General features: G+C 52.7%; 23 protein-coding genes. 15 read left to right on the top strand and 8 right to left on the bottom strand.

Annotated elements, in window-relative coordinates; all coding sequences use genetic code 11:
• The first annotated feature begins 24 nt into the window (after nt 1–24).
• From E1H14_RS06495 to E1H14_RS06485, 3 genes are all read left to right on the top strand, one after another.
• On the top strand, nt 25–912 hold the full coding sequence (locus tag E1H14_RS06495) for a formate dehydrogenase accessory sulfurtransferase FdhD (protein WP_149390644.1): 888 nt from the start codon (nt 25–27) through the stop codon (nt 910–912).
• Nucleotides 905–1,807 (top strand): helix-turn-helix transcriptional regulator, encoded by a 903-nt coding sequence (locus tag E1H14_RS06490; protein ID WP_149390643.1) that lies wholly within the window; start codon nt 905–907, stop codon nt 1,805–1,807. Before E1H14_RS06495 ends, E1H14_RS06490 begins: the two co-directional genes overlap by 8 nt.
• Before the next feature lie 129 nt (nt 1,808–1,936).
• Nucleotides 1,937–2,242, top strand: a complete 306-nt coding sequence (locus E1H14_RS06485) for a hypothetical protein (RefSeq protein ID WP_149390642.1) — start codon at nt 1,937–1,939, stop codon at nt 2,240–2,242.
• 80 nt (nt 2,243–2,322) lie between these two features.
• Here the strand turns inward: E1H14_RS06485 and E1H14_RS06480 are convergent, their stop codons facing one another.
• The 3 genes from E1H14_RS06480 to pdxB all read right to left on the bottom strand — a co-directional run bounded on the left by E1H14_RS06480 (nt 2,323) and on the right by pdxB (nt 4,883).
• Nucleotides 2,323–2,949: an FKBP-type peptidyl-prolyl cis-trans isomerase gene (locus E1H14_RS06480; protein ID WP_149390641.1), complete on the bottom strand. Its 627-nt coding sequence runs from the start codon at nt 2,947–2,949 to the stop codon at nt 2,323–2,325.
• Between the two features lie 61 nt (nt 2,950–3,010).
• Nucleotides 3,011–3,724: a flagellar brake protein gene (locus E1H14_RS06475; protein WP_149390640.1), complete on the bottom strand. Its 714-nt coding sequence runs from the start codon at nt 3,722–3,724 to the stop codon at nt 3,011–3,013.
• Entirely contained in the window at nt 3,717–4,883 is a 1,167-nt protein-coding gene (gene pdxB, locus E1H14_RS06470) for a 4-phosphoerythronate dehydrogenase PdxB (RefSeq protein WP_160142032.1), read from the bottom strand. The genes E1H14_RS06475 and pdxB overlap by 8 nt, the downstream gene beginning before the upstream one ends.
• Nucleotides 4,884–4,994: 111 nt before the next feature.
• On the opposite strand from pdxB, the gene E1H14_RS06465 reads away from it, so the two are divergent.
• The 5 genes from E1H14_RS06465 (at nt 4,995) to E1H14_RS06445 (ending at nt 8,161) form a co-directional block, all read left to right on the top strand.
• On the top strand, nt 4,995–5,246 hold the full coding sequence (locus tag E1H14_RS06465) for a hypothetical protein (protein WP_149390638.1): 252 nt from the start codon (nt 4,995–4,997) through the stop codon (nt 5,244–5,246).
• Nucleotides 5,233–6,435 (top strand): tryptophan synthase subunit beta, encoded by a 1,203-nt coding sequence (gene trpB, locus E1H14_RS06460; protein WP_149390637.1) that lies wholly within the window; start codon nt 5,233–5,235, stop codon nt 6,433–6,435. Before E1H14_RS06465 ends, trpB begins: the two co-directional genes overlap by 14 nt.
• A 74-nt stretch (nt 6,436–6,509) precedes the next feature.
• On the top strand, nt 6,510–7,007 hold the full coding sequence (locus tag E1H14_RS06455; protein ID WP_149390636.1) for a hypothetical protein: 498 nt from the start codon (nt 6,510–6,512) through the stop codon (nt 7,005–7,007).
• Between the two features lie 92 nt (nt 7,008–7,099).
• Nucleotides 7,100–7,690: an SCO family protein gene (locus E1H14_RS06450; protein ID WP_149390635.1), complete on the top strand. Its 591-nt coding sequence runs from the start codon at nt 7,100–7,102 to the stop codon at nt 7,688–7,690.
• Nucleotides 7,691–7,699: 9 nt separating this feature from the next.
• Nucleotides 7,700–8,161: a copper chaperone PCu(A)C gene (locus E1H14_RS06445; protein ID WP_235017404.1), complete on the top strand. Its 462-nt coding sequence runs from the start codon at nt 7,700–7,702 to the stop codon at nt 8,159–8,161.
• A 17-nt stretch (nt 8,162–8,178) separates the two neighbouring features.
• On the opposite strand, the gene E1H14_RS06440 is transcribed toward E1H14_RS06445, so the two are convergent.
• From E1H14_RS06440 to E1H14_RS06430, 3 genes are read right to left on the bottom strand one after another with little or no spacing between them, the layout of a single operon-like run.
• Nucleotides 8,179–8,772, bottom strand: coding sequence for a hypothetical protein (locus tag E1H14_RS06440; RefSeq protein WP_149390633.1), 594 nt, complete (start codon nt 8,770–8,772; stop codon nt 8,179–8,181).
• Between the two features lie 5 nt (nt 8,773–8,777).
• Entirely contained in the window at nt 8,778–9,317 is a 540-nt protein-coding gene (locus tag E1H14_RS06435; RefSeq protein ID WP_200834050.1) for an elongation factor P hydroxylase, read from the bottom strand.
• A gap of 3 nt (nt 9,318–9,320) precedes the next feature.
• Nucleotides 9,321–10,046: a hypothetical protein gene (locus E1H14_RS06430; protein WP_149390632.1), complete on the bottom strand. Its 726-nt coding sequence runs from the start codon at nt 10,044–10,046 to the stop codon at nt 9,321–9,323.
• Nucleotides 10,047–10,256: 210 nt separating this feature from the next.
• Between E1H14_RS06430 and E1H14_RS06425 the strand changes: the two genes are divergently transcribed.
• The 4 genes from E1H14_RS06425 to E1H14_RS06410 are packed head-to-tail and all read left to right on the top strand — an operon-like array spanning nt 10,257 to nt 13,804.
• Nucleotides 10,257–10,592 (top strand): c-type cytochrome, encoded by a 336-nt coding sequence (locus E1H14_RS06425; protein WP_149390631.1) that lies wholly within the window; start codon nt 10,257–10,259, stop codon nt 10,590–10,592.
• Between the two features lie 13 nt (nt 10,593–10,605).
• Nucleotides 10,606–11,949: an NAD(P)/FAD-dependent oxidoreductase gene (locus tag E1H14_RS06420; RefSeq protein ID WP_149390630.1), complete on the top strand. Its 1,344-nt coding sequence runs from the start codon at nt 10,606–10,608 to the stop codon at nt 11,947–11,949.
• A 7-nt stretch (nt 11,950–11,956) separates the two neighbouring features.
• Nucleotides 11,957–13,015, top strand: coding sequence for a YeeE/YedE family protein (locus tag E1H14_RS06415; RefSeq protein WP_149390629.1), 1,059 nt, complete (start codon nt 11,957–11,959; stop codon nt 13,013–13,015).
• Between the two features lie 12 nt (nt 13,016–13,027).
• Nucleotides 13,028–13,804 carry a thiosulfate oxidation carrier protein SoxY gene (locus E1H14_RS06410; protein WP_149390628.1) on the top strand — a complete coding sequence of 259 codons (777 nt, stop codon included), beginning with the start codon at nt 13,028–13,030 and terminating at the stop codon, nt 13,802–13,804.
• An 11-nt stretch (nt 13,805–13,815) separates the two neighbouring features.
• On the opposite strand, the gene E1H14_RS06405 is transcribed toward E1H14_RS06410, so the two are convergent.
• A complete protein-coding gene (locus tag E1H14_RS06405) occupies nt 13,816–15,252 on the bottom strand; it encodes a sigma-54 interaction domain-containing protein (protein WP_149390627.1) in 1,437 nt (478 codons plus the stop codon).
• Nucleotides 15,253–15,476: 224 nt separating this feature from the next.
• On the opposite strand from E1H14_RS06405, the gene E1H14_RS06400 reads away from it, so the two are divergent.
• From E1H14_RS06400 to cydX, 3 genes are read left to right on the top strand one after another with little or no spacing between them, the layout of a single operon-like run.
• Nucleotides 15,477–17,063, top strand: a complete 1,587-nt coding sequence (locus tag E1H14_RS06400; RefSeq protein ID WP_149390626.1) for a cytochrome ubiquinol oxidase subunit I — start codon at nt 15,477–15,479, stop codon at nt 17,061–17,063.
• A gap of 22 nt (nt 17,064–17,085) precedes the next feature.
• Nucleotides 17,086–18,228: a cytochrome d ubiquinol oxidase subunit II gene (gene cydB / locus E1H14_RS06395; protein ID WP_149390625.1), complete on the top strand. Its 1,143-nt coding sequence runs from the start codon at nt 17,086–17,088 to the stop codon at nt 18,226–18,228.
• A gap of 12 nt (nt 18,229–18,240) precedes the next feature.
• Complete coding sequence (gene cydX, locus E1H14_RS06390; protein ID WP_149390624.1) at nt 18,241–18,339, top strand: cytochrome bd-I oxidase subunit CydX; 99 nt, start codon at nt 18,241–18,243, stop codon at nt 18,337–18,339.
• Nucleotides 18,340–18,434: 95 nt separating this feature from the next.
• Here cydX and E1H14_RS06385 read toward each other — a convergent pair whose 3' ends face one another.
• On the bottom strand, nt 18,435–20,621 hold the full coding sequence (locus tag E1H14_RS06385) for a solute carrier 5/6 family protein (protein WP_149390623.1): 2,187 nt from the start codon (nt 20,619–20,621) through the stop codon (nt 18,435–18,437).
• Nucleotides 20,622–20,623: the final 2 nt, after the last annotated feature.

Here is a 20,623-nt window from a genome sequence, read left to right as displayed (position 1 = left end):
GAATTTTTTATTGGAGTGCTTACCATGCTGGATGCCACCCCTCCTCCCCCTTCTAAGTACCGCCCAGTCTTGAGCCAAGCCCAGGCCCCCCTCACCCTGCAAACGCAAGTAATGGATGAACAGGGTGAATGGCGTACCCAATCTCTGGCCTGCGAACGCCCCTTAACGATTTATCTGAATAAGCGTGAGATCCTCACGCTGATGACTCTCGGTGAAGATCCTGAAGCTTTGGTGCTAGGTTATCTGCGTAATCAAGGCTGGATCCATGCACTAGAAGAGGTGATTGCCATTCAGGTCGATTGGGAGGTGGCCGCCGCCGCCGTGGTCACTCAACCCCTGCAGGTGGATCTGGATGAGCGCCTCAGCCAGCGCACCGTTACCACCGGTTGTGGGCAAGGTACCGTGTTTGGTAATCAAATGGAGCGACTGCAGCAGTTACAGCTCGCCCCCTGGCCACTCAAACAATCCGAGATTTACCATCTGCTCGATCAACTGAGTCAACGCAACGCTACCTATCGACAAGCCGGTGCTGTGCATGGTTGTGCGCTGTGTCAGGCGAATGGCGAGGTCCTGGCCTTTTGTGAAGATATTGGCCGCCACAATGCGGTGGATACCCTAGCCGGCCGGCTTTGGTTGGATGATCTGCCAGAGCAGGATCTGATTTTCTACACCACCGGACGCCTAACCTCTGAAATGGTCATCAAAGCGGCACAGATGCAGATCAGTGTGTTGATCTCTCGCTCCGGTGCGACCCAGATGGGGCTGGAATTAGCCCAACGCCTTGGCTTGCTGATGCTGGCACGTGCCAAAGGCAAGCATTTTCTCGTCTACAGTGGTCAGGAACGCCTCCTGCTGGATGCCAAGCCTCAACGCCTTGAGGTTTCAGCTAAAAAGGAGCACAGACATGACTGATTCCCCTTACCTGACGGTGAAAGATGTGGCGGTCTACCTGCATCTGAATGAAAAAAAAGTATACCAACTCGCCAGTGAGGGGCATCTTCCCGCTACCAAAGTCACGGGCAAGTGGTTATTCCCACGCAAGCTAGTGGATCAATGGTTACTGGAATCCAGCCATCATGGCGTGTTGAGTGATCGCTTACTGATTTCAGGCAGTGATGATCCGCTTCTGCATGCCTGCCTCTTGCGCCTCATGCAGCAACACAAACACCAAGCCCTGTACAGTTATATGCCCACAGGTACACAAGCAGGTTTGAGCTTACTGGCCCAGGGTTTAATTGATGCCTGTGCTGTGCACTGGGGCAAAGCCGAAGAAAGTCTATTACGCCACCCTGCTCTGATTCGCCAATATTCAGGAGCACGCCATTGGGTACTGGTGCATCTATTTAAGCGCCAGCAGGGTTTGATGATGCGTGCAGATGATTCTGACACCCTGCTCAGTGAGCCGGAGCAACTCTTATCAAAACGCTGGGTGGTCCGTCAGGAGGGTGCCGGATCCCAGCGATTTTTAAAAGAATGGTTACAACAACAGCGCCTCAGTTACGAACGCATGACCCCGAGTGTACGCGCCCTCACAGAAACCGAAGTCGCGGCAGCGATCTGTCGTCAGCAAGCAGATATCGGCCCTGGCACCCAGGCGGCTGCCGTACAAGCAGGCTTAACCTTTGTGCCGGTTTATCAGGAAGCCTTTGAGCTGGTGATCCCACGCTCGGTCTATTTCCGCACCCTGTTGCAACAGATCTTCGAATGGCTACAGAGCAGTGAGGGGCGGCAAACCGCCGAACAACTTGAAGGTTATGATTTAAGCCAATGTGGCAAGCTAGTTTGGAATGGCGAAATGGGGGATTAAAATATTTTGTGAATATTTTGTGCAATGCACAAAAATGGTGTTGACACACGCATCACTCTCCCTATAATTAGAATCATTGTGCAGTGCAACAAAGCACCACAAAGAATCCTAAATGCGAGGAGACACACCATGACTAGCACCGTTGATTTCCAGAAGCCAGTTGAAACCATCAAAAGCCTGATCGCTCTGCAGACTGAAACGCTGAACAAAACCGTTGAACTGCAGAAGAAGTCTGGCGAAGAGTTGGTAAACTTCTTCAAAGCTGAAGCTGAAAAAGCGAAAAGCCTGAAGACTCCAGAAGACATCATCAAGTTCAACGTAGAAGCTAACACTAGCCTGTACAACCTGCTGAAAGCACAGGGCGAAGCCTTCACTGCTTTGGCTTCTGAGTCTGGCAAGACAGTGATGGCTGAAATGCAGAGCTTCGGCAAGTAATCACTTGCTGCAGCGCACAAAAAAACCTGCTTAAGCAGGTTTTTTTGTGTCTAAATGCTAAGCGTCTGCGTTCAGAATGCTTACAGAACTTCCAATAACTCAACATCAAATACCAGCGTTGCACAAGGCGGAATGCCACCTGGAGAGCCCTGCTCACCATACGCCAGGTGATAAGGAATGTACAAACGCCATTTAGCACCTGGATTCATCAGCTGCAAAGCTTCCGTCCAGCCACGAATAACACCGGAAACGGGGAATTCAGCCGGCTGACCACGCTGATACGAGCTGTCGAACACCTGACCATTGATGAAAGTACCATGATAGTGGGTCCGCACGCTGGACTGAGCGGTCGCTTTTTCAGCCTGCTCATCACCGGTTTCCAGAACTTCATACTGCAAACCTGAATCCAACACCACCACTTCCTCACGTGTGGCGTTATCGATCAGGAACTGCTGTCCTTCCTCTTTCATCGCTGCAAACTGAGCTTCTTGTGCTTCTTTCATACGACGGCTGATTTCAGAGAAGGCGTCCTGAATCTGTTCCGCAGGAACTTTCAACGCTTCACCCTGGAAGGCATCGGTCAGGCCTTGGATGACCGCAGACAATTCAACATCGTCAAAGCCATTACGTGCCAGTTGATCTCCCATTTGACGGCCAATGCCATAACTCGCACGCGCTTCAACCGTTTCCAGCGTTACTTCACTCATACAGATTTCCATTATTGATTACTAAATTGAAAGGCGAAAGCCTAGCACAGGCGCAACCGCCTTACACCTTTTCACTGGCGTCCAGGTATCCGGTCTCTATCAACCATTGCTGATAGACAAACCCAGCGAGGACCAAGCGAATCTCCTCTTCCAGATCAAAGAATTCAACGCCATGACGAAACAGACGCGGACTCTGCTGCTCTAAAGTCACCAGATTCTTGACGCGTGCCGGCAACAAAAGCATGTGATCAATACCGGCCACACTGATACGCGCGGTGATAAATAAACGCTCTCCCGGACGCGCTAGAGGATGCCCGGCATCAATCGCAGCCCCCTGCAAGCTCAAATCACTACACCAGGCCATCTGACTCATCCCTTCCAGCTCTTCACGCTCAATGCGCACCGCCAGATTGACGGGCACACGGCTATGCGCACGCAGAGGACTCAGCTCGATTTTGTCAGGCCAGCTCAAAATCCAATGTCCAAAAGGCTGCGTTTGCACACGTTGTAGGCGGCTGCTGAAATGGCATAAACGATTCCCCATCAACATCCGAACCTGTAAAGGCGAACCTTCGGTGAGGGGAGTGATATGGCGCGCAGGTGCTGTCACCAACACGGCTTCACCTTCGAGCATCCCGATCAGGCGTAAATTCAAACGCATTTTCGGCAACTGGGTTTCCACCCGTAGCGCATCCCCCGGACTCGGGCGCAACTGCATCAGTCCTAAAGACTCCGACTGAAAAACGGGGTTGGATAAGGAGAGTAAATTAGACATCGACTCGTTTCACCGCTGAACTTACGGCCTGGCTAAAACCCAACGCGTGCAATCGGGGCAACTGATTGGTCGCACAGCTAAGTGTGAGGCTGGAAAATTCACGCCGCACTGGGTACTCACGGCGCAAGCGATCAAAGCCCAGTGCGCGCTCCTCGGGTGAACGCGTAAATAAAGCACGCAGCGCACGATCATCCTGGAAAGGATCATAGATCAAGCGCATCGGCAAACTCGGATCAGCGTCTGCATTCAGATGCACCGCCGCTACCGCAGGCTCGGGTAAGAGCGACGACAAAGGCTGATTAAAAGGCAAACCCAACCAGGCATACAACGCCTGAGCCAGCATCCAGCTGCCACGCACCTTGCCCTCAAGGCTATAACCGGCAATATGAGGCGTGGCAATAAACGCATGGCTAAGAAGCTGAGGATCGATCTGCGGCTCCTGCTCCCAGACATCTAAAATCCAGCTTAAATCTGGACGTGCCGTGGCGACCTTTACCATCGCTTCGGCACTGATCACAGCCCCGCGTCCCGCATTCAATACACAAGCACCGGGGCGTAACTGCAACAAAGTGGCTTCATCGAATAGATGCCAAGTGGCATCCTCCCCCTCACGTGTCAAAGGCGTATGCAGGCACACGATATCACTCTCACGCAGAATTTCCGCCAAACTCTGCCAATCTCCGCCCTCACGGCGCTGTCGCGGTGGATCACACAAACCCAGCTCACAACCCAGTGCTTGCAAACGTTGCGCTAGGCGTGAGCCCACATTCCCTACTCCCAGAATACCCACCCTTTGCTGGGCCAAATCACGCCCCGTTGCCTGGCACCATTGCCACAGACAGTTCAGCGTATAATCGACCACGGCTTCAGCATTACAGCCCGGCGCACTGTGAAACGCGATCCCCTGCTCTGCCAGATACGCTTGATCAACATGATCGGTACCAATCGTCGCGGTACCGACAAAACGCACAGATGATCCCTGTAAGAGTTCTGCCCGCACCTGTGTCACCGAGCGCACCAATAACACATCTACACCGTGAAGATCTGCGGCGCCGAGGTGACGACCGGGGGCTGTCACCAGTTCGCCTAATTCCGCGAACAAAGATTGCAAGCCGGGAAGGTTTTCATCAGCCAATATCTTTAGGGGTGGGGTGAGCAAACGCGCCTCCAGGACTTTACAAAAACGCCGTTTTCAGGCTCAATTTCGCGCCATTATAGACCGACTTAACGGCCCGGGTCATGATGACCGGTTGATCACAGAAGAGTTCTCGTGCTTTTACGCTGGCAAAAACAATCTCGCTATTTTACTGTCAGTGTCTACCAAGATCTGGTCGGGGACTGGATTCTGACGCAGACTTGGGGCGATAGCCAGAGTGATGAAAGTGAATTCATGCACTGCGTCCTGCCTTCACTTCAAGATGCTGAAACACAACTGCATAAAATACGTCTTGGCTTGATCCGACAAGGATATCAAGAAGATGCCAAGCAAATTTCACCCGAGAGTATCTATGAGCAAATATAATTTCAGTGCAATGCCCGATGCCCAAGGCTATTTTGGTGAATACGGTGGTCAGATTATTCCACCTGAACTGCAAGCCGTGATGAACGATATCGATCGCGCGTATGAAGAGATTCGCCAGACCCCAGAATTTCAGCAAGAGCTAAAAACCCTGTTTGCCGATTATATTGGCCGCCCTAGCCCGATTTTCCACGCCCGTCGCCTGAGCAACAAACTCGGCGGTGCACAGATCTTCTTGAAGCGCGAAGATTTAAATCACACCGGTGCTCACAAGATTAACCACTGTTTAGGTGAAGCACTGTTAGCCAAATATATGGGCAAAACCAAAGTGATTGCTGAAACCGGTGCAGGCCAACATGGTGTAGCACTGGCAACAGCCTGTGCCCTGGTCGGTATTCCGTGTGAGATCCATATGGGTCAGGTGGATATCGAGAAGGAACACCCCAATGTTGTGAAGATGAAAATTCTCGGTTGTGATTTGATTCCTGTGACACGCGGCACCGCGACGTTAAAAGATGCGGTCGACAGCGCTTTTGAGGAATATCTCAAAGATCCACAAAACTTCATTTATGCCATAGGCTCAGTGGTCGGGCCGCATCCTTTCCCGAAAATGGTACGTGACTTCCAATCGATCATCGGTGCAGAAGCGCGTGAACAGTTCCTCAGCCGTTTTAATGCTTTACCGGACTATCTGGTGGCTTGTGTCGGCGGAGGATGTAATGCGATTGGGCTTTTTACGGCCTTCCTGGAAGATGAGGCGGTCCAACTGATTGGAGTGGAGCCCGGCGGGAAGGGACTGGACACCGGCCTACACTCAGCCACCATGACTTTAGGTAAACCGAGCAGCTTGCATGGCATGAAGTGCTACGTTCTCGAAACCGAAGATGGCGAACCTATGCCTGTGCACTCCATTGCTTCGGGATTGGACTATCCGGGTGTCGGCCCACAACACTGCTACCTGAAAGATCTCGGCCGAGCGCAGTATGAAACAGCCACCGATCAGGAGTGTCTGGATGCGTTCATGACCCTCTCGCGTGTCGAAGGCATCATCCCCGCGCTGGAAAGCTCTCACGCCGTGGCTTGGGCTATTCGTAACGCACCCAAACTCAGCCCCGAAACACGCATTCTGGTCAATATCTCGGGCCGTGGCGATAAGGATGCGGATTACGTGGCCAATCTACTCGGCCTCTAATCACGTATCCCGCAGGCGGTGCGACATTTGGTCGCATCGTCTTTTCTCTTGCTTTTCTTTAGACTGCCCAGGCTATGAATAAGCGCACACCGTCAGTTTCTTGGATTAATCGTGTTTTACTGATTCTGGTTTTGCTACTTGGCCTGTTGCTGCTGTGGCAGCTACCGCGCTTTCTACAAGACTCAGACGATGCCACGCACCTCTGGCTCACCGCCTGGCCCTGTGATCTTCACCAAGGGGTGTGCTCAGCCGAGCGCGGACAGATCCAACTCAGCCTAAGCATGACACCACGCCCTTTAGTGTCACTGCAGCCTCTGGATATCCATCTTGAGTTGCAGGGTGTTGAAGCCGACTGGGTACAACTGGATCTACAGGGTGTTGAGATGTACATGGGCTTAAATCAGACCCTGCTGCAGTCTGTGTCGTCGGCCGATGCCGCATCCACGCACCTCTGGAGCGGACAAACAGAACTGGCGGTCTGTACCACGGGTGAGATGACCTGGCGTGCTCAAGTGATTTTCTCAGCCGAGGGCCAGATGTATCGCAGTGCTTTTGAGTTTGATGCCCGCTAAGCCTGGCTCTTGTCTCCAGGCGCAGCCTTCACAGCCATGAGCCACCCTTGGCCTAGCGAGTTTTCATTAGCCTTTATCCGAGGTCGGATTGGATGACACCTATTCGTATTTTACTGATCACCTGCATCTTGGCGTTAGTCGCGACCCTGGTGTTTATCCGCCAACAGACTGAGCCAAACTCAAGCGCACCGCTGAGTACTCAAGGCGGGGATTTCACGCTCAACTCAGCGGAAGGCCCAGTCTCCTTACGCGACTTTCGTGGTCAAGCGGTGGTGCTCTATATCGGCTATACCTACTGCCCGGATGTTTGCCCGCTTTCCTTAGCCATTCTCGGCCAAGCGCTCAAGCAACTTCCTGAAGAGGACGCGGCTCGGGTTCAAGGGCTGTTTATCAGCGTGGATCCCGAACGCGATAGCCTTGAGCATCTGCGCGACTACGCCCGCTTTTTTCACCCCAGCTTAATCGGTTTAACGGCGGACAAGGCCACACTCGATCAGGTGGTTCAGCAATATGGCGCCTTCTACCGCCGTGTTGAGATGCGTGATTCCGCCATGGAGTATGCCGTAGATCATTCATCGCGTTTGTATCTGATTAACCCTAAGGGGGAACTGGTCGGCAGTCTGTCGCATAGCAGCAGCCCCGATCTGTTATTGCGCCGTATTCAAGAACTACTCAACGACTAGGAGCCTATGATGCGTTTTTCTCGAATGTTAGCCGGTCTGAGCCTGCTCGCCTCCAGCACGCTTCTTGCACAAAGCCCGATCGAGATTGAAGAGGCATATGTGCGTGCCGTGCCACCCACTCAAGCCAACACCGCGGCGTTTATGCGCCTCATCAACACCAGTGATCAGGATATTTCTCTCGTCGCCGCTCAGGCAGAAGTCTCGGCGGTGACCGAGCTGCATACGCATCTAGAGGTTGAGGGGGTCATGCAGATGCGCCAGATCGATCAGATTATCATCCCAGCGCAAGGGCAAGCAGAACTGCGGCCCGGTGGTTTACATGTCATGCTCATCGGCCTGAATAAAGCTCTGACTGAGGGGGAGATGACCTCTTTACAACTGCGTTTTTCAGATGATTCGAACATCGAGATCGCATTGCCGGTGAAATCCGTGATGTCTGGCATGATGCCACACGGCCATCACAAGCATTAATCCCAGGAGCACCAGGTTTAACACATCTTGCAGCCACGCAAACGTGCATCAAAATGGCTAAAGAGCAACAAGCAGGCCTCTTTTTCAGGGGCCTCGCCCAGCGCTTGGATAAAATAGCGATCCATAAAGGTTAGACTGCGCAGCTGCGGCTGCGGCTGCCCCTCTACCGGTTCGACTCGATAGGATTTAAAACCGACACGATAGGTCCCAGCATAGGGTAGCAGTTGTTGTGCGCCCGCCTCACCACACCAGGGTGGCCAACAAGGGGTGTCGGGTTGTAGAGCTGGCACCTTCAGCACCTTTTCAGCATGCCAATTGAGAAATAACTGCATCTGTTCAGGGCAATCAAATACACCGAGCACATACACTTGAGCGAGAGGTTCAGCCAGCGCGTAGAGATACCAACTCGCGGCCTGGCTTTTTCCTTGTTTAGGTGGCTGCACCTGGACACACAGATAATGCCAGGTTTGCGGAGGGTCACTGTTGTTCGGATTCAGCCCCTTGGCCTGCCACACTTGCCAGTTGGCCGGCAGTCTATCCGCTTCCTCGAGTGGATAGGGTTGCCAAGGAGTGGCCCAGGTTGAAACAAGTTCGGCGTTGAGATCAGGCATCCGACTCAAATCCTGTCGGGATCAAAACGTTGCAGGTCTAGCGCCAAGGGCTGATGATAAAAAGCACAGAGCGCTTCTCGCAATCGACCTGTACGCTCAGGCAAACCTTGGTTAAGGTAGGTTTTAACCTGTTGATACACCGCATGCTTAAAGGCTGAATTATCCGTGACTTCACCGTTGAGGTTATCTGCACTCACTCGAAAACGAAAACCCGCCGCATCCGCCAAAATCCACTCGGTTGCCTGAGGTTTCACTTCCACCTGCTCAAACAAGGCCTGCTGCGTTGCGCTACGGCCATCTGGGGTATACCAATAACCAAAATCCTCCAGTAAACGCCGTTGCGGACCGGCGATTAACCAATGGGCAATCTCATGTAAGGCACTGCTGTAAAAACCATGCGCGAAATAGATTGCATGATAAGGGCGTTTGCTGTCGGCTGGGAGATAGATAGGCTCATCCCCACCTTTACACAAGCGTGTGTTGTAGTCTGCGTAGAAGCAACGCTCAAACAGCTGCATCAGATCGCGGTAATCATGCTCCACCATGTATCAGTCCAGTGCCTGCCAGGTTTCATCATTTAACCACCAGCTGCGGCCATCGCGGCGATCGATGCGCACCGCGACAAAACCTTTACGATCGCCGTCTGCCCGCTGAACCTGCACTTCATACTGTGAAGCACGTAAACTGCTGGGGTCACGCAAGGGCTGCCAGACATTTTTATCCGCCAACCAGGTTTCACCGGTTTCGGCGTGATAGCGAATTAAGATCCAGCCATTTCGGGTATAGGCTGTACTAATGCGGTAGGGCGCCATCACGGCCTGATCAGGATTTTGCATGCTCATCGCCGCTAGAAGTTGCGCGATAGCACCGTCTATTTCCGCAACCGCCTGTTCCAAATACTGGGTATCGACCTCGGCAAAACCGGCGGCAGACGGCCCAGACGCATGGAATTGCTGCAGACGGCTGGCCTGCAGCTGACTTTGATCCAACACCTGCTGAGATAGCGAACGCACCTGAATCATCTGCTCCTGCAGCAAGGTGATACGGCCACTGATTTGATCCAACTGGGTTTGTAAACTCTGAGACATATCTCCCTGGGTGACCGCCAGTGGCGGCTGGCTGCCCGTCTCCGCCGTGAGCGCCGCAGCAATCTCAGCACGCCCTTCTGAGGAGTGCGGATCTGGACTCGTCGCACTCGGCTGCACGCCCGCTGCATTACAGCCGGATAACAACATGGCGGTGGTGATCCCGAAAAGCACAACATAATGCCGCATAGATCAAACCCTCTTTACCCACTCTGGGACATTTAAAGATCAAGCATTGAAAGGCGGCTATTTTCGCTCACTTAGCCCCGCTCTATATAGAACTTTTAATTATAAAAACTTAATATTTGATTCCTTTTGCCCGGATTCAACCCATGCTATGGTCGCTTTCCATTATAGGATTGAACTCACACATCCTCTCTAAACTCGGTGATTATCAAGATGAAAAACTATGGGTTTACAGCATTTCTTCTGCTGACCGCCTGGGCGGGCAGCTCTAGTGTTTGGGCCGAATCTGCTCCAACCGCCAGCCACCCCTCTACTCAAGTCGCGCTCATGGCCAGTAGCTGCGCGAACTGTCACGGCACCGATGGCAAGCTTGCCGGTGCGATTCCAGCGATTGCAAACCGTCCAGCGGGTGTTTTAGAAGCTCAACTGCTGGCGTTTAAACAGGATCAGCAGCCCAACACCACCGTGATGAATCGTATTGCTAAGGGTTTCAGTGATGAAGAACTGAAAGCGCTCGCAGAGTATTTTGCCCATATTGGCCAGGATTGAGAGGCATTTGATCATGTCAAATTCGACTAAAGATTTTTCAGTATCACGTCGCCGCCTGCTCAAAGGCTTAGGTTTAGCGTCCTTAATTCCGGTCGTGTCCGCCTGCGATTCCAAAGACAGCTCAGCGACGGCAAACCTAAGCGCTCCCAGCCCAACTCAGGCCAAGGCGGGCCGTGTTTTGGTGATTGGCGGCGGATTCGGGGGTGCCACCGCCGCCAAGTATATTAAACGCGGCAATCCGGCCATCTCGGTGACCTTGATTGAACCGAACAGCACTTATTACACCTGCCCCTTCTCCAACCTAGTGCTGGCGGGTGAGCGTAATCTCGATTCCATCGGCCATAACTACAATGAATTAAAGGAAGTGTATGGCGTTGAGGTTATCCACGCCTTGGCTGAAGATATAGACGGTGCCAATCAGAGCGTTAAGCTGTCAAATGGGCAGACATTAAACTATGACCGCCTGCTCTTGTCTCCGGGGATTGATCTGCGTTGGAACGCGATTGAAGGCTATGATCAGGCCGCAGCAGAATTAGCCCCTCATGCTTGGAAAGCCGGTGAGCAGACCTTGCTGCTGCGCCGTCAACTGGAAGCGATGGAAGATGGCGGCACCTTTATCATGAGCATTCCAGCCGACCCTTTCCGCTGCCCTCCTGGCCCTTATGAGCGCGCCAGCTTGATTGCGCATTACTTTAAGCAACATAAACCCAACTCCAAGATCCTACTTTTGGATGCCAAAGATAACTTCTCAAAACAGGGACTTTTCACCTCAGCCTGGCAAGAGCTGTATGGCGATATGATCGAGTGGGTCGGCTTATCCAATGATGGCCGTGTGGTGCGTGTGGATGCTGCGAATCTGGAAGTCGAGACTGAGTTTGGCAGTGTCTATAAAGCTTCGGTTCTCAACGTCATTCCTCCACAAAAAGCGGGCTTTATTGCCGATCGTGCGGGTGTCAGCAACGAGGGTGGCTGGGTACCGGTGAATGCCAATACCTTTGAATCCACCCAGGTGCAAAACATCTATGTAGTCGGTGATGCCACCCTGGCGGCGCCGATGCCTAAGTCGGGCTTTGCTGCGAACTCGCAAGCCAAGGTGGCAGCCGCCGCCATCGTGGCGTCTTTGGCTGGTATTACTCCACCCGATCCTTACTGGGCGAATACCTGCTACAGCCTGCTGAACCCAGACTATGGCATTTCCGTCGCCGGCGTTTACAAGGCAGAAGAGGGTCAGATTATCAGCATTCCCGGCTCGGGTGGTTTGAGCGCGAGCGATGCGCCGACTTCGATCCGTCAGGCAGAAGCCGCTTATGCGGTCGGCTGGTATGAGGCGATCACTCAGGACACCTGGGGAAGCTAAAACCAAGATGCTGGAACTCTTCTCCGATCATCGTCAGGGGGTTCTTGTGTTCGGAGCGCTGTTAGGCTTTGCCTACGGCGCTTTTGCACAATGGAGCCGCTTCTGTTTATTACGTGGCCTGCAGCACTTCTGGTATCAGAGGGATGGTCGTAAACTACGAGCCTTTGCCTTAGCCATGGCCACTGCACTCCTCTGTTCACAGAGTTTACAGCTCATCTGGGGAGTCGATCTCAGCCAGAGTTTGTACATGCAGCGCGCGCCCTCTTTCCCTCTGCTTTTACTGGGTGGTATCTTGTTTGGGGTAGGGATGAGCCTAGCCAATGCCTGCGGGGCACGTTCTTTAGTGCTGGCGGGCAGCGGTAATCTGCGTGCTTGGGTGGTATTACTGATCTTGGGCCTCAGCGCCTATATGACGCTATCCGGTATCTTGGCACCCTGGCGGGCCGAACTAGAGGGGCTGACTCGGATCCAACTGAACAGCGCTCATCTTCCTCAGAGCCTAACCCAGCTAGGCCTTCCCACTCGCTTAAGCCACCTACTCCCCACCTTCACTTTCTCGGCGCTGCTGTGCTTTTGGGCGTTAAAAAGTGCCGAACTGCGCCAATCACCCCGTGATTGGTTAGGTGGAATCATCATCGGCCTATTGATCGCTTTGGGTTGGGCCATCACCGGTCTCATCGGTGCGGATGATTTTGATCCAGTACGTTTAGCCTCCTTGACCTTTGTCGCACCGATTGGTGAAAGCCTGCAGTACTTAATGCTGGCTTCAGGCATGCCGGCCAGCTTTAGTATTACCCTGGTTGCAGGCATTCTGCTGGGCAGTGCAACACGCGCACTGCTCAGTGGCGAGTGGAACTGGGAAGGCTATAGCAGTGTCCCACAGATGCAGAGGGGGTTGCTGGGCGGTTTATGTATGGGCGTCGGTGGGGTCTTGGCTCTGGGCTGCACCCTAGGACAGGGACTGACCGGCTTCTCGACTCTGGCCTGGACAAGCTTCCCCGCTCTGTTTGGCATTCTCTTAGGTGCACGTTTAGGGCTAAACTACTTGGCTCGAAATCCCTTGTAATGTGAGGTTTGAATGAAAGGTTCTCTACGTCCCCTAGGTTTATCTCTCTGCATAGCCACCGTTGTGCTTGCTTCATCCTGGACGTTCGCTCAACCTCCTCTGCCAAACCTCGCGGCACTGCAGCAAGCGATTACGCAAGCGGATGCGCTGGAAACCCAAGGCCTCAACCTGAATTTGCCCTTAGTGGCTGAGGATGGTTCAGCCGTCCCCTTGAAAGTTCAGTTTAATGCTCCACTGGCCGAAGGGGAGTGGATTACACAGCTGCGTGTTTTTGCCAGCGGCAACCCCAATGCTGAAGTCATTGACTTCGAACCCTCAGCCGCGATTAGCCAACTCGAGTTTTCATCACGTATCCGCTTAAGTGAATCACAAGACGTGTATGTGCTGGCCAGCAGTAATCAGGGCCGTCAGTGGCTGGCCTCTCGCCAGGTCCGTGTGACGCTCAGTGGTTGTTTGATGAGCGGTGATGAAGACACCACCCAGATGGGAATGAGCCAACCACGAATCGCCTTGCCACGCCAAGCACAAGCTGGCAAACCGGCTGAAATACGCACCCTCATCAATCACCCAATGGAAACCGGCTTTCGTGAAACCGCCTCAGGCGAGACTCTGGCGGCCAGTTTGGTTGATCACTTAGTGATCAGCCGTGCCGGTGAAACACTCCTGCGGGTGAAGTTTTACACCGGCACCTCGGCCAACCCGTTTGTCAGTTTTTTCCTGGATCAACAGGATCAACTGACCTTTACCTGGACCGATGACCAAGGCCAACAGATCCAAGAAACTCGCTAATCCAAAATGCATTAATTTTTAGGGCGCTGTAATTTACGATAAAGCGTGCGCTCACTGATGCCCAGCGCAGCAGCCAAGGCACGCTTATCCCCCTGCATCGATAACAACTGCGCGTTGAGATAGGCACTTTCCAGCTCCTCCAAAGGCATCAGCGGCAGCTGGGCGAGATCGTTAAGCGCAGGCCCCTGCTCTGTAAAACTCGATCCAGACTTCGCCTCACGCACAGCATCCGGTAAGTGCTCAGGCTGAATCAGCCCATCATCACTCAGCAATACCCCACGCTCTAAAAGATTGCGCAACTCTCGAATATTCCCAGGGAAAGCATAATGACGAAGACATGCCAAGGCTGCAGCACTCATCCTTACCCCCTCCCCACCTGGAATACGTTTTAACAGCGCCTCAACCAATAACGCCAAATCCTCTTGACGCTCAGCCAGACGCGGTAAATAAACGGGAAAAGCGGAGATGCGATAGTACAGATCCTGGCGAAACAAACCCTGCTCCACCTGCTGCTGCAGATGGCGATGCGTGGCACAAACCAAGCGAAAGTCCGCATGCTGCGGCTCAATTCCCCCGACCGTGCGGTAAGTACCGGTTTCAATCAAACGCAGCAGTTTGACTTGTTGTGCCAGGGGAATCTCACCGATTTCATCCAGAAACAACGTGCCCCCGCGGGCGGCCTCAACCAACCCTTTTTTGCGCCCAATCGCACCCGTAAATGCGCCGCGCTCATGGCCAAAGAGTTCACTTTCAAATAAAGATTCACTTAATCCCGAACATTCAACCGTAACAAAAGGCCCACGCGCACGCGGACTGGCATCATGAATCGCACGTGCGACTAATTCCTTGCCGGTCCCCGACTCGCCCAGTAATAACACACTGATTTCAGCCGGCGCGGCGCGGCGAATTAAGGCCAACATCTGGTTAAATGCTGCCGAGCGCCCCACTAACCCCTGGCCTTCACCGGCGCTGGCACGTGCTTCCTTGACCAGGTGCATGATTTCTAGGTAAGCCACCAACTCACCTGCGGCATTCCGCACAGGGTTCATTTCCACATCCACATGCTCCTGCCCCAGCGGAGTGTTATGCAGATGCAAGACGCGCTGGCGTTGCCCGGTTTCCTGACAGCGTTTTAATGGACAGGACTCACCTGCTTGATCGCACGGCATTTGATAACCGTGAGTCACCTGATAGCAGCGGCGCCCAAGAATCGCCTCCCCTTCAGCATAAATCGCGGCATAGGCCGCGTTACACGCCAAAATTTCATAGTCCAACGAGAGGATAGAAGCGGGTTGCTCGATGACTTCAAGCAAAGCCCCCAACTCGACGAAAGAGGCACCTCGCGCTTGCCTGGGTGCTTTAGCCGGGCTCGAAGCCGCTTTATCTTGAGACGCTTCAGAGGTGCTCTTATGAAAAATAGCGGATTCGGATGGGAAAGATTTGCTCATGATGCTTTGTCATTTATGTCAGATATGTCATGACATTTTTGTACAAGTGTGACGATTTGTCACGCGCCAAGAGACCCCACATCTTTCTAATATACCTCTGGAGAGGCCGCAAACACTGAATATCTCCAAAAGAAATATCGAAATAACTAAAATCATTAATTTGGCATATTTCGTGCGTAGAGCCTCTCGATTTCCTTTTTAACGGCCTTAGCAGAGGACCTCGTATGATTACTGATGCGGTCGTAGACCTCTCACGTCTACAATTCGCGCTTACCGCGATGTACCACTTCCTCTTTGTTCCCCTCACCCTTGGTCTGGCATTCATGCTGGCGATCATGGAGTCCGTCTATGTGATGACGGGCAAACAGATCTATAAGGATATGACCAAATTCTGGGGAAAACTATTTGGAATTAACTTTGCCCTGGGGGTCACCACTGGGTTAACCATGGAGTTCCAGTTTGGTACGAACTGGTCTTACTACTCTCACTATGTCGGAGATGTGTTTGGTGCGCCTCTCGCGATTGAAGGCTTGATGGCCTTCTTCCTAGAATCGACCTTTGTGGGTCTGTTCTTCTTTGGCTGGGATCGCATGAGCAAGGTCAAACACCTGATGGTGACTTGGCTGGTCGCGCTGGGCTCCAACTTCTCTGCGTTATGGATTCTGATTGCCAACGGCTGGATGCAACATCCAGTGGGCGCCGAATTCAACTATGAAACCATGCGTATGGAAATGACGAGCTTTGCTGAGCTCGTCCTCAATCCGGTTGCTCAAGTGAAATTTGTGCATACCGTATCCGCCGGTTACGTGACCGCTGCGGTATTTGTGTTGGCCATCAGCGCTTTTTACATTCTCAAAGGCCGAGACCTGCCCTTTGCCCGCCGCTCCTTCGCCATCGCGTCCGCATTTGGATTAGCCGCATGCTTGTCCGTGATTCTTCTCGGTGATGAATCTGGCTATGAGCTGGGTGATGTGCAAAAAAGCAAACTCGCGGCAATAGAGGCGGAGTGGGAAACCCACCCGGCACCGGCGGCGTTTACGCTCATTGGCCTGCCCAACAGTGAAGAAATGACCACCGATTATGCGGTGCGCATCCCTTACGTTTTAGGCTTGATCGCAACACGCTCGACCACCGAAGAGGTGAAAGGCATTAAAGACCTGATTGCTGAGCATGAAGTTCGTATCCGCAATGGTATGGTCGCCTATGATCTGCTGCAGAAACTCCGTGCCGGAGAGGCGAGTGATGCCGAGCGTGTCCTATTTGATGAAAAGAAAGTCGATTTGGGTTATGGGCTGCTGTTACAACGCTACACGTCCCAAGTTATTGATGCGACAGATGAGCAAATTGCTCAGGCCGCACGTGACACCATCCCCAGTGTTGGCCCGATGTTCTGGGCGTTCCGCATCATGGTCGCTTCTGGCTTCTGGATGCTCTTGATCTTTGCTTTAAGCTTCTACTACACCGCACGCCGTACGGCCTGGCATAAACCCTGGTTAATGAAAGCAGCTTTCATCACTCTACCTGTGCCTTGGATCGCCTCGGAAGCCGGTTGGTTTGTTGCTGAGTTTGGTCGCCAACCCTGGGCGGTGGGTGAAATCCTGCCTACTTTCAGTGCCGTATCGGTTCTGACTGCCAATGAAATCTTGACCAGCTTAATACTCTTTATTCTCTTCTACACACTTCTCGCCATCGTTGAAGTGTATCTGATGCAACGCTTTATCCGCTTAGGACCCAGCAGTCTGCATACCGGTCGCTATCACTTTGAACAGCAGAGTTCCCCATCATCCAAACCTTCTCAGGTCACGGCTTGAAGGACATCAGAGGTATTAGAAGATGTTATTTGATTACGAAACACTCAAACTGATTTGGTGGATTCTGATTGGTGTGCTACTCATCGGGTTTGCGGTCACGGATGGTTTTGATATGGGAGGCTGTGCGCTCCTCCCTCTCCTAGCCAAGAACGATGATGAACGTCGTGTGGTGATCAACACCATGGCACCACACTGGGATGGCAACCAGGTTTGGTTCATCACCGCAGGGGGCGCTTTATTTGCCGCCTGGCCTTTGGTCTATGCAGCCGCCTTCTCAGGACTCTACTGGGCGATGATGTTGGTGCTGTTTGCCCTCTTCTTCCGTCCAGTGGGTTTTGATTACCGCTCCAAATTGGACGATCCACGCTGGCGCAATGCTTGGGATTGGGGCCTGGTGATTGGGGGTGCGGTGCCTGCCCTAGTCTTCGGAATCGCCTTTGGCAACCTTTTGCAAGGCGTCCCTTTCCAATATGATGAGCTTCTGCGTCCATCCTATCAGGGTAGTTTTTTTGCCCTGCTCAACCCCTTTGCTCTCTTGTGTGGTTTTGTCAGCCTCTCCATGCTGGCGCTTCATGGTGCGACCTGGGTACAGATGCGCACACATGGCCCAGTTGAAGCCCGTGCGCGCAGCTTGGCACGTACCTTGGGTTTGACCACCTTGATTGCGTTTGCCTTAGCCGGCTTGTGGTTAACGCTGGCCATACCCGGTTACCAGATCGTGCATCTGCCCGATCTCGGAGGCCCGTCCAATCCAATGCTGAAAGAAGTGCTTCGTGTCGAGGGCGCTTGGTTACATAACTATGCGGCTTATCCTTTAACTCTTTTAGCACCCATTTTGGCCGGTGTCGGATTGCTCGCGGCATCCTTTTTAGCGGGCGCTCAGCGTCCCGCGCTGGCCTTTGTCAGCAGCGCCATCGCGATCACGGGTATCATTCTGACCGCCGGCTTTTCGATGTTCCCGTTTGTCATGCCTTCCAGCTTAGTCGCGAATGCCAGCCTGACGCTTTGGGATGCCGCATCGAGCCCGGGCACTCTGAATGTCATGACTTGGGCGGCCATCATTTTTGTGCCGATTATCCTAGGTTATACCGCCTGGTGTTATCGCACTATGTGGCAAAAAATCGGCGTGGACTTCATTCGCAAAAATCCCCATTCTCTTTATTAAGGAGCAATTCGTATGTGGTATTTCGCTTGGATTCTTGGGGTTTTACTGGCATGTGCCTTTGGGATCATCAATGTGATGTGGTTAGAAGCCGAAGAGATTGACCAGGAGTAAGGCTCAATCTTCTCTGCAAAAAGCTGGAGTTTAAGGCTCCAGCTTTTTGCACTTTAAGTGGAGAGTCCAGTAGAAAATCAGGCTCAGCTCGTTGATTACGAATCTGATTCAGACACCTCTAAGAGTTTACGCTTAAGATTCTCGGTCTCGACACGTGCTTTCTGCGCCTCCACACGATAGCGGAACATCTGCTTGAAGCGCTTATCGAGCTTTTCTTCCAGGCCTTTGATCTTCTTCTCTTGCTGGCTGATGGTATGTTCCAGCTCATCAATCTGACTCTGCATCTGATCGAGGAACATATAGCCGGAATGCTGGGACGGCTCCGCGTCTTGTCGTAACTGCCCCTGAAGCTCATTGACCAGGTGGCTGTACAGCGCCTTCAGATCTGCCGCTTCGCGCTCTGAATACTGAATACGTTCCACCATCGCCGCATGTGCACTGGCGGCACCGATCGAACCTGCCAGTACTTGCTCGAGCATACGGTGGAACTCCATCAATTCAATCACCGTAATATAACTCTTGTTGGTCACCTGAAGATCATCCGCAATCTTCGCCAGCGCCTCATCGGTTTTATCCGCGCCTAAATAACGCGTTAACAGATCTTGCGCCTCACTGAATTTAGGCTCAAACGCCACATAAGCATCTAAACCCGTTGGACGCGCTTTGCCCGAGGGTTTACCGCGTGACAACATGGCTGCCATAAACTCACGTGACAGAGTACGCTCTTCTTTACTGGGGCTGAAAAACCAGGAACCCAAGACATAAAACAGGAGATTAAAGCTGAGTGACCAAATCACACTATGGACAACGGGAGGCAGGCCCTCCAAGCCTAAGAAGGCCTGTGGCTTCAACCAGACAATCCCCAAAGGCCCTTGATGCAGAATGGCTTCAGGCAACCAGCCTTCCTGAATCATAGAGGGGATGATGAGCGTCCAGCCCCAGATCAGATAACCCGCCAAAAGACCCAATAATGCGCCCAGACTATTACCATGGCGCCAGAACATGCCACCAAAAACCACCGGCAAGAACTGTAATACAGCCACAAAGGAGATTAAGCCCATCGCCACCAGGATGTAGGAGTTACTTAACACCATCGCCAGCACATAAGCGGAAAAGAGGATACAGGCAGCAATCACCCAACGTATCTGCAACAGATAACCACGCAGAGGCTCCAGCAAACTCACGCGCTCACAGATAGGTAAGATCAAATGGTTGGACGTCATCGTGGAGAGGGTCATGGTGGAGATGATCACCATCCCGGTCGCCGCTGAGAAGCCGCCGATGTAGGCCAACAGCGTGATCAGATCCTGACCCAGCAACTGTGGCACCAGCAAAACAAAGAAGTCAGCCGATTCAGCGGGCAAACCCAGCAACAAACCGGCCGCGGCAATCGGCAGCACAAAAATATTGATCAAAATGAGGTAGAGTGGGAACAACCATACAGCTGTTTTGACATGACGCTGGTCACTACTTTCAACCACACCCACATGGAACTGGCGTGGCAATAATTGCACGGCCGCAAAACCCAGCACGATCAGCGTCATCCACATCATGCCGGAGTTCGGTGTCGCGCCGAACTGGGTAAGCTGTGTGATGTCACGTTCCTGTAACTGCAACAGCAGGTTAGAAAATCCGCCATGTATCCCAAAGGTGATAAAGATCCCCACCGCGAGGAAAGCACCCAGTTTCACCAAACACTCCGCGACCAAAACCGCAATCATTCCGGAATGACGTTCTGTAGGATCGAGATGGCGGATACCAAAAACAATAGTGAAGAGCAGCATAATGCCGGTCACCAAAAAGCCGTTAAAGTCCCAATTACCCGGCTGCGGGAGTTCTCCGGTGATGATACTGAAACTGTTCACTATCGCTGTTAGCTGCAAGGCGATATAGGGCGCTATGCCACTTAACGCAATCACTGTCACCAACGCAGCAATTTTCTGTGAGCGCCGATAACGTGTTGAAATAAAGTCAGCAATACTGGTGATACGGAAGGCTTCTTTGACCGCAACCATACGCCGTAGCGTCACCGGCCAGAAGAGCACACTGATTAAGGCGCCGACATAAATGGCCAGAAACAGCGGCCCTGAATGCACCGCAAAACCGACGCTGCCATAAAAGGTCCAGGAGGTGAAAAAAACCGCCATCGACAGGGCATAGACCCAACCGGGCATCACCGAACTACTACGATGACGAGTACGATGTTCCACCCAAAGCGCCAAGGCAAACAGCAAGGCCATGTAAATAGAAACAACCAAAATGACGGTTTGTGCACTAAACATTT

The sequence above is a fragment of the Nitrincola tapanii genome (assembly GCF_008368715.1).
Classification (GTDB): domain Bacteria; phylum Pseudomonadota; class Gammaproteobacteria; order Pseudomonadales; family Balneatricaceae; genus Nitrincola; species Nitrincola tapanii.
This window is presented reverse-complemented; position numbering and strand designations above follow the sequence as displayed.